General features: G+C 70.9%; 4 protein-coding genes. All 4 read right to left on the bottom strand.

Going from position 1 to position 6572, the window contains the following annotated elements:
* Nucleotides 1-19: 19 nt before the first annotated feature.
* Entirely contained in the window at nucleotides 20-2836 is a 2817-nt protein-coding gene (locus tag ACFXMF_RS46030; RefSeq protein ID WP_380021247.1) for a DUF5682 family protein, read from the bottom strand.
* Nucleotides 2833-3945 carry an AAA family ATPase gene (locus tag ACFXMF_RS46025; protein ID WP_360317999.1) on the bottom strand — a complete coding sequence of 371 codons (1113 nt, stop codon included), beginning with the start codon at nucleotides 3943-3945 and terminating at the stop codon, nucleotides 2833-2835. Before ACFXMF_RS46025 ends, ACFXMF_RS46030 begins: the two co-directional genes overlap by 4 nt.
* 14 nt (nucleotides 3946-3959) lie before the next feature.
* Nucleotides 3960-5441 carry a VWA domain-containing protein gene (locus tag ACFXMF_RS46020; protein WP_379991119.1) on the bottom strand — a complete coding sequence of 494 codons (1482 nt, stop codon included), beginning with the start codon at nucleotides 5439-5441 and terminating at the stop codon, nucleotides 3960-3962.
* A partial coding sequence (locus ACFXMF_RS46015; protein ID WP_380021245.1) for a hypothetical protein occupies nucleotides 5438-6572 on the bottom strand: 1135 nt, incomplete at its 5' end. The genes ACFXMF_RS46020 and ACFXMF_RS46015, both read right to left, overlap by 4 nt.

Here is a 6572-nt window from a genome sequence, read left to right as displayed (position 1 = left end):
GCCGCCCACCCGGGACCGGTCACGCGTCGACGAACAACGCGGCCAGCGCCGCAGCCGCGGCCGGGTGGCGTTCGACCAGCGCGGCCCCCGGCGCGCCGACCTCCGCCGACGCCCACGGCTCGGTGCAACCCAGCAGCCCCGCCACCGCATCGCACGCGACCGGATGGGCCGCGAGCAGGGCGAGGCCGGGACCCCCGGCGCCCGAACGGCCGCCGGCCGGGCGGACCGCCGGCCCGGCGGGCGCCCGCCACGGCGGCACCCACGCGTCCAACGCCGCGAGCCGGCCCGGGAAGATCCGCCCGGCCTCGCGGATCAGCAGCGGGGCGAGTTCGGCGCCGCCGGAGCGCAACGTGCCGATCAGGGTCGGCAACCACGGCAGCAACACCGGGTCCGGCAGCCGGGCGAACGCGTTGGACACCGCCTCCACCACGAAGTCGGTCAACCCCGGCACCGGCTCCAGCGCGTGCACGAATCCGCTCAGGTATTGCGGATAGGCGGGCAACACCAGCGGATTGCCCAACAATTCGTCGCAGCGCCGGCGCAGTTCCGCCCGGGACAGCCCGCCGAGCTGTACTCGGGCCGCCCACGACAGGGCGACCTTCGCGGGCTCCTCGGGATGCGACTGCGCGATCGCCAACTCCAGTTGGGTCCTGTCACACCCCAGGGACAGGGCCAGGCTCTCCATCCCGAACAGGAAGCCCAGCATGGCCGCGACCTCACGCACACCGGCGTCCTCGTCGGTGAACGCGGTCGGCAGCAGCGTGCAGTAGTGCGCGTATCCGGTCTTGACGAACGACTCGATCCAGGTCGGCAGCACCGGCTCGCTGGTTCGGTAGTAGGCCAGCAACCGCCGTACCCTGCGCAACACTTCCGGCGCACCGTCGACGCTGCGCTCGGTCGCCAGCACGTCCAGTGCCCGACCGCCCAGTTCCTCGGCGAGTCGGCCGCCGCGCAGGTACAGCGTCGCGTCCTCGACGGCCGCCAGCACACTCGCCGCAGTCGCGTGCGGGCCGTAGGCGGCGCGGCGCAGTCGTTGTTCCAGCACCTGTTCGATACTGACGCCCTCGTAACCGAGTTCGATCAACGCGCGCTGTTGGGTACCCAGCGCCAGGTCCCACGATTCCTGGATCGCCGGTTCGCCCAGCCGCCGCTCGCCCATGATCGGCCGGGCCGTGCCCGGCGGCATCAGATAGCGCAACATCCACAACACGTCGGAACAGCGCGCCAACTCCGGCCGGGCCGCGATATCCAGCAACGCCCTTCGCACGCCCCGCTGTTCCAGGTTCAGCCCGAGCGGGGCGAGCCGGTCGTGCACGTCCCGCGCCAGCGGCGGCAGGGCGTCGTAGCCCACCTTGCCGATCCGGTCGCCGCCCATCATGATCTCGACCAGGCGGCGCACGTCGCGCCGACCCGGCACGACGTCCTTCTCGATGCAGGTGACCGCCGCGTCCTGGAAGTCGTACGGCGTGGGCTTGGCCCGGTCGCGCATTTCGGCGAGCAGGATCGATGTCTCGAACACCGCGATGGCGTCCGCGGTGGAGGCGAGATAGCCGTTGCGGCGCGCGGCCCGTACGACCTCCACGGACCAGCCGAGCAGTTCGTCCTCGTCCAGTCGATCCAGCACCGGCGGCCGACCCAGGAAACCGGACAAGCGGTCGCCGGCCGGGGCGTCCGGCACGGCCGGCGCCGACGGTGCGGCCTTCGCGCTCTTCTTCGGCTTCGCGGCCTTCTTGGCGCCCGCCTGACCGACGAGCCGGAACGGTTGTGCGCCGGTACGTCGGAGGTTCTTCGCCCACACCGTCGCGGCGATCGACACCGACCCGGCCGCGAGGCCGAACTGCGCCTCGATCGCGGCGTGGCTGGAGGGAATCAGCCCGTATTGCCACGTGGTCGCGGTACGCGGGCCGATCTCGTAGGTGTCGGTGCCCTCGATGCCGAACTCGGCGACCCGGGCCGCCGCGTGGAAGGCGCCGCAGACGTAGAGGCAGTCCGCGGGATCGGTGCCGGTGGCGGCGAGGTGCTCGCGCATCCGGGTCCACATGTAGCGCTCGCGGTCCTCGTCCACCCGCACGCGCCGCGAGTCGCCGGGGGCCAGCCGCCGGAACAGGCTGCCGATCAAAACCATGACCTGTCGGTAGGTGTCGTGGTCACAGTCGCCGAGTGGCAGTTCGACGTATTGGTGCCACCATTCCGACCAGTGCCGCACCCGTCCGTGCCGCAGCAGGTGCTCCTCCAGTTCGGCGAAGCGCGGACGCAGATCGCCGATCTCCAGGCCGATCGCGTCGCCGTGCAGCGCGCTTTCCTCCTCGGCCGGCGGCGCGTCCGGATCGGCCTGCTCGCCGCCGTCGCGGTCGCGTGGTTCCCACTGGTAGACGTGGTCCGAGGAACGGTCGACCAGGACCAGTTCGACCCCGGGGGTGTCCAACGCATAGGCGATCGCCTGGTATTCGGCGGACGCCTCGGTGATCGGCGCGACCACCGACAGCGGCGCCCACTCGATCGGGAAACCGTCGATCTCGGAGGCGAACGCCTGGACGGCCACCGGGAGCGTGCAGTTGCGCAGCTCGGACAGCAGCGGCGCCATATCCTCGCAGAGTTCGAGATAGACCACCTTCGGCTGCTTGGCGCGCAGCCGTCGGGCCATCGCGATCGCCGAGGCGGGCGAGTGGTGGCAGACCGGGAAGATCTCCAGGGGTTCGCGGGCCGCCCGGTCGACGTCGTCGACGATGCCGAGCAGGATGTCCGCCAATGCGTCCGGCCCGTCGGCGAACGTCGCCGCCGCATCCCGGAGTTGACCGCGCAGCGCGTCGAACGCGCCCTCGTCCGGGGCGGTCACGACAGGGCGGCGATCGCCGTGCGACCACCCTCCAGGAACTCCGGCCAGTGCCCGCCCTCCTCCTTGCCGCGCGGCTCGATCACGCCGTGCAGGTACTTGTTGATGATGGCCAGATCCTCCGGTTCGCGTCGGGCCAGCGAACCGACCAGGGAGGCGGCGAGGGTGTGTGCGGTCAACGCGCGGTCACCGAAGAAGTTGCCGTGCAGGATGGCGTCCTCCAGCACGCCGATCTGTTCGGCGGTGGACAACGACGACTCCAACCGCTCGTCGTCGCTGCCGGCCGCCGCCGAGGCGGCGCGCAGGTCGGCGAAGCTCTGCAACAGCACGTCCAGCAGTGTCGGCGGCACCTCCAGCTCGATCCGGTGCCGGCGCAGCAGTTCCTCGGTGCGGAAGCGGACGATTTCCGCCTCGCTCTTCTTGTTGGTCACCACCGGGATGCGGACGAAGTTGAAGCGGCGCTTGAGGGCGGAGGACAGGTCGTTGACGCCTCGGTCGCGGCTGTTGGCGGTGGCGATCACGGAGAAGCCCGGCTTGGCGAACACGATGGCGTCGTCGTCCAGTTCCGGCACCGAGACGTACTTCTCGGACAGGATGGAGATCAGCGCGTCCTGCACGTCGCTGGTGGAGCGGGTGAGTTCCTCGAACCGGCCGATCGCGCCGGACTCCATCGCGGTCATGATCGGCGAGGGGATCATCGACTCCCGCGACTGGCCCTTGGCGATCACCATCGACACGTTCCACGAATACTTGATGTGGTCCTCGGTGGTGCCGGCGGTGCCCTGCACGACCAGGGTGGAGTTGCGGCAGATCGCGGCGGCCAACAGTTCGGCCAGCCAGCTCTTGCCGGTGCCCGGGTCGCCGATCAGCAGCAGGCCGCGGTCCGAGGCCAATGTGACGATGGCGCGTTCGACGATGCTGCGGTCGCCGAACCACTTCTGGGCGATCTCCCGGTCGAGGCCGTCGGAGCGCTCGGAGCCCAGCACGAACAGGCGGATCATCTTCGGCGACAACCGCCAGGTGAAGGGCTTGGGGCCGTCGTCGACGGACTCCAGCCAGTCGAGCTCCTCGGCGTACTTGAGTTCGACGGGCGCGCGCAACAGGTCGGACATGTGAGGGAGCCTTTCTAGGCGAGGAACGTCTTGAGTTCGTGCACGAGCTTGCGGATGTGCCCGGAGATCACCGGTGTGCCCAGGTCCTTGAAGCGTTCGCGGAACCAGGGGTTGACACTGCCGCGACCGGAACTGGTCACCGAGCCGACCGGGATGAACTTGGCTCCCGAGCGGTGCACGGCCGCCATGTCGGCGAACAGCCGTTCGGTGTGCCATTCGTAGAAATCGGAGATCCACACCACGACGGTGTTGCGCGGTTCGGCGATCTTGGGTCGGGCCAGGGCCATCGCGACCGTGCCGTCGGTGCCGCCGCCGAGTTGGGTGCGCAGCAGGGTCTCGAACGGGTCGTGCACCCACGGGGTGAGGTCGATGGCCTGGGTGTCGTAGGCGATCAGGTGTACGTCCACCTTCGGCAGTCCGGCGAAGATCGACGCCAGGATGGTGCAGTTGACCATCGAGTCGACCATCGAGCCGGACTGGTCCACGACCACGATCAGCCGCGAGGGAGTGGTCTTGCGGACGGTGTGCCGGTAGAAGAGGCGGTCGACGTACAACCGCTCCTCCTCGGGATCCCAGTTGGTGAGGTTCTTCCAGATCGTGCGGTCGATGTCGAGGTTGCGGAACACCCGCTTGGGCGGGATCGACCGATCCAGCGTGCCGACACTGGCCTTGGCCAGTTGGGTGCGCAGCACCTCGGCGACCTCGTCGACGAAGCGGCGGATCAGATCCTTGGCATTGGCCAACGCGACGCCGGACAGATTGTTCTTGTCCCGCAGCAGTTCCTCGATCAGCGACATGCTCGGGGTCAGTTGCGCCGCGAGCCGGGAGTCGGCGAGCACCTCGCGCAGCTTCATGCGTTTGACCAGGTCCGCCTCGATGGCGGCCAGTTCCGGGCCGATCGCCGGGATCAGCGTGCCGAGATCGGGTGTTCCGCCGCCGACGCCGGTGCCGGTCCGGCCGGCTGCTCGACCCGCGGACCCGGGCCGACCGCCGCGCAGATCGCCGGGCTTGCAGCCGATCGCACGCTCCAGCCAGCCGGCGTCCGACTGCCAGCGGGACAACTGTTCGGCGCTGACGGTGCCCGATCCGGTGCCCAGTACATTGAGCAGCAACTTGCCCACCATCGCGGCGCGGCGCACCTCGGCGGCCCGGTCGCGGCCGTCCGGGTCCGGCTCGGGCACCATCAGGTCCTCGAACTCGGCGGCCAGTTCGGGGTGTCGCTGCACGATCGCGTCGACGGACGCCTGTGGGTCCAGCAGCGCGGGCGGCAGGCCGAGGTCCTCGACCACGGCCAGGCTCGCCGATTCGAGGCTTGCCTGCTCCTGCGGGTCGAACAGGCGGGCCAGAAGCCGCCAGTAGAGGACCTGCCGACGATTCTCGTCGGCGATCGGCTCGGTGACCGGCTCGGCTGCGGATGCGCCGGCAAGGTCGACAGAGGCGGACGCGGCGAGGTCGAGCGCGGCTTTCGGGACGGGTACAGTGCTCGGCTCGCTCATGTGCGCAACAACTTCCCGGCGCGTTCGCGCAACACCCGCACTGCTTCGCCGGCGGCCTGTTCGGCCTTGACGCCCACCTTGTCCGCGGTGCCGCCGGCCCAGGCGCCGGCGTGGATCGTGACGGTCTTCTTCTTGACCGCGGTCTCGACGGCGAGCGGCTGGATCCGGAAGTCGCCGGCGTCCCACCGCACCAAGCCGATGCACGCGCTTGAGGTCGCGACGGCGTCGGGAGTGAGCGGTCCGGCCGAGGGGATGCGGTCCGCGTCGACGGCGATCCGGTGGCCCGCGAGCGTGAACGCGAGCCCGCCGTCCGCCCGGTCCACCCCGTAGTCCTCCAGGAACACCGGTATCGCGATGCCCGCCGGATGCCGGTCCAGGGGTGCGATCGCCCCGGCGCCGGCGCCGGGCAGCGCGACCCGGGCGGTGGCGAAAGCGTCGGCGGGCTTGCCGACCCGCGCGTGTGCGTCGCTCCAGATCAGGTCGCCCTCGGCGGTGATCGGCATGTCCGTCAGATCCATCGAGCGCCCGTCGCCGGCCGCGGCCGACAACGACAGGTGCGGGCGCAGCAGTTGCCACCCGCCCACGCCGACCACGGTGTCCGGTTTGGGCGCCGAGACGCTCGCCCGGACCAGGCGGGCCGGGCCGCCGCCGGCGGGCTCGAACACCGCGTGCACCTGGGCCTGTACGGCGGTGGGGTGCTCGTGCAGGTCGATGCCGAGCGGCAACAGCCGGCCGGTCACGGTGTCGGTGCCGGGCGGTGCGACGGCGCCGGGATGGGTCAGCAACATCGCCCGCGACCACAGGTCGGCCCAGCGGCGCACCGGGATGCGCTCCAGGGCCGCGCCGGGGCAGGACGCCGCGAGTTCGGCGGCGAAGCCGTCCAACAGCGTGGCCGAGCGGCGCAGCGTCGGGTCCGGGAGCATCGCGAAGACGACCTGCCCCGCTCCGGAGACCAGGTCGTGGTCGATGCCCTGCCAGCCGGCGCGGGCCAGGTCGGCGAGCCAGGCGCGGGCCGCGGCGAGCAGGTTCACCGCCGCGAACGTGCCGGACTCGACGGCCGGTTGCTCGGCGCGGGCTCGGCCGGTGGCCTCGTCGATCCGGGCCACCAGCGCGTCGTGGATCGCGCCGAGC

Origin of the sequence: Embleya sp. NPDC059213 (assembly GCF_042754445.1) — a bacterium.
Lineage (GTDB): Bacteria > Actinomycetota > Actinomycetes > Streptomycetales > Streptomycetaceae > Embleya.
This window is presented reverse-complemented; position numbering and strand designations above follow the sequence as displayed.

Coding starts and splice junctions, on each gene's coding strand:
- ACFXMF_RS46025 (WP_360317999.1), bottom strand. CDS start 3,945: ATGTCCGACCTGTTGCGCGCGCCCGTCGAACTCAAGTACGCCGAGGAG.
- ACFXMF_RS46020 (WP_379991119.1), bottom strand. CDS start 5,441: ATGAGCGAGCCGAGCACTGTACCCGTCCCGAAAGCCGCGCTCGACCTC.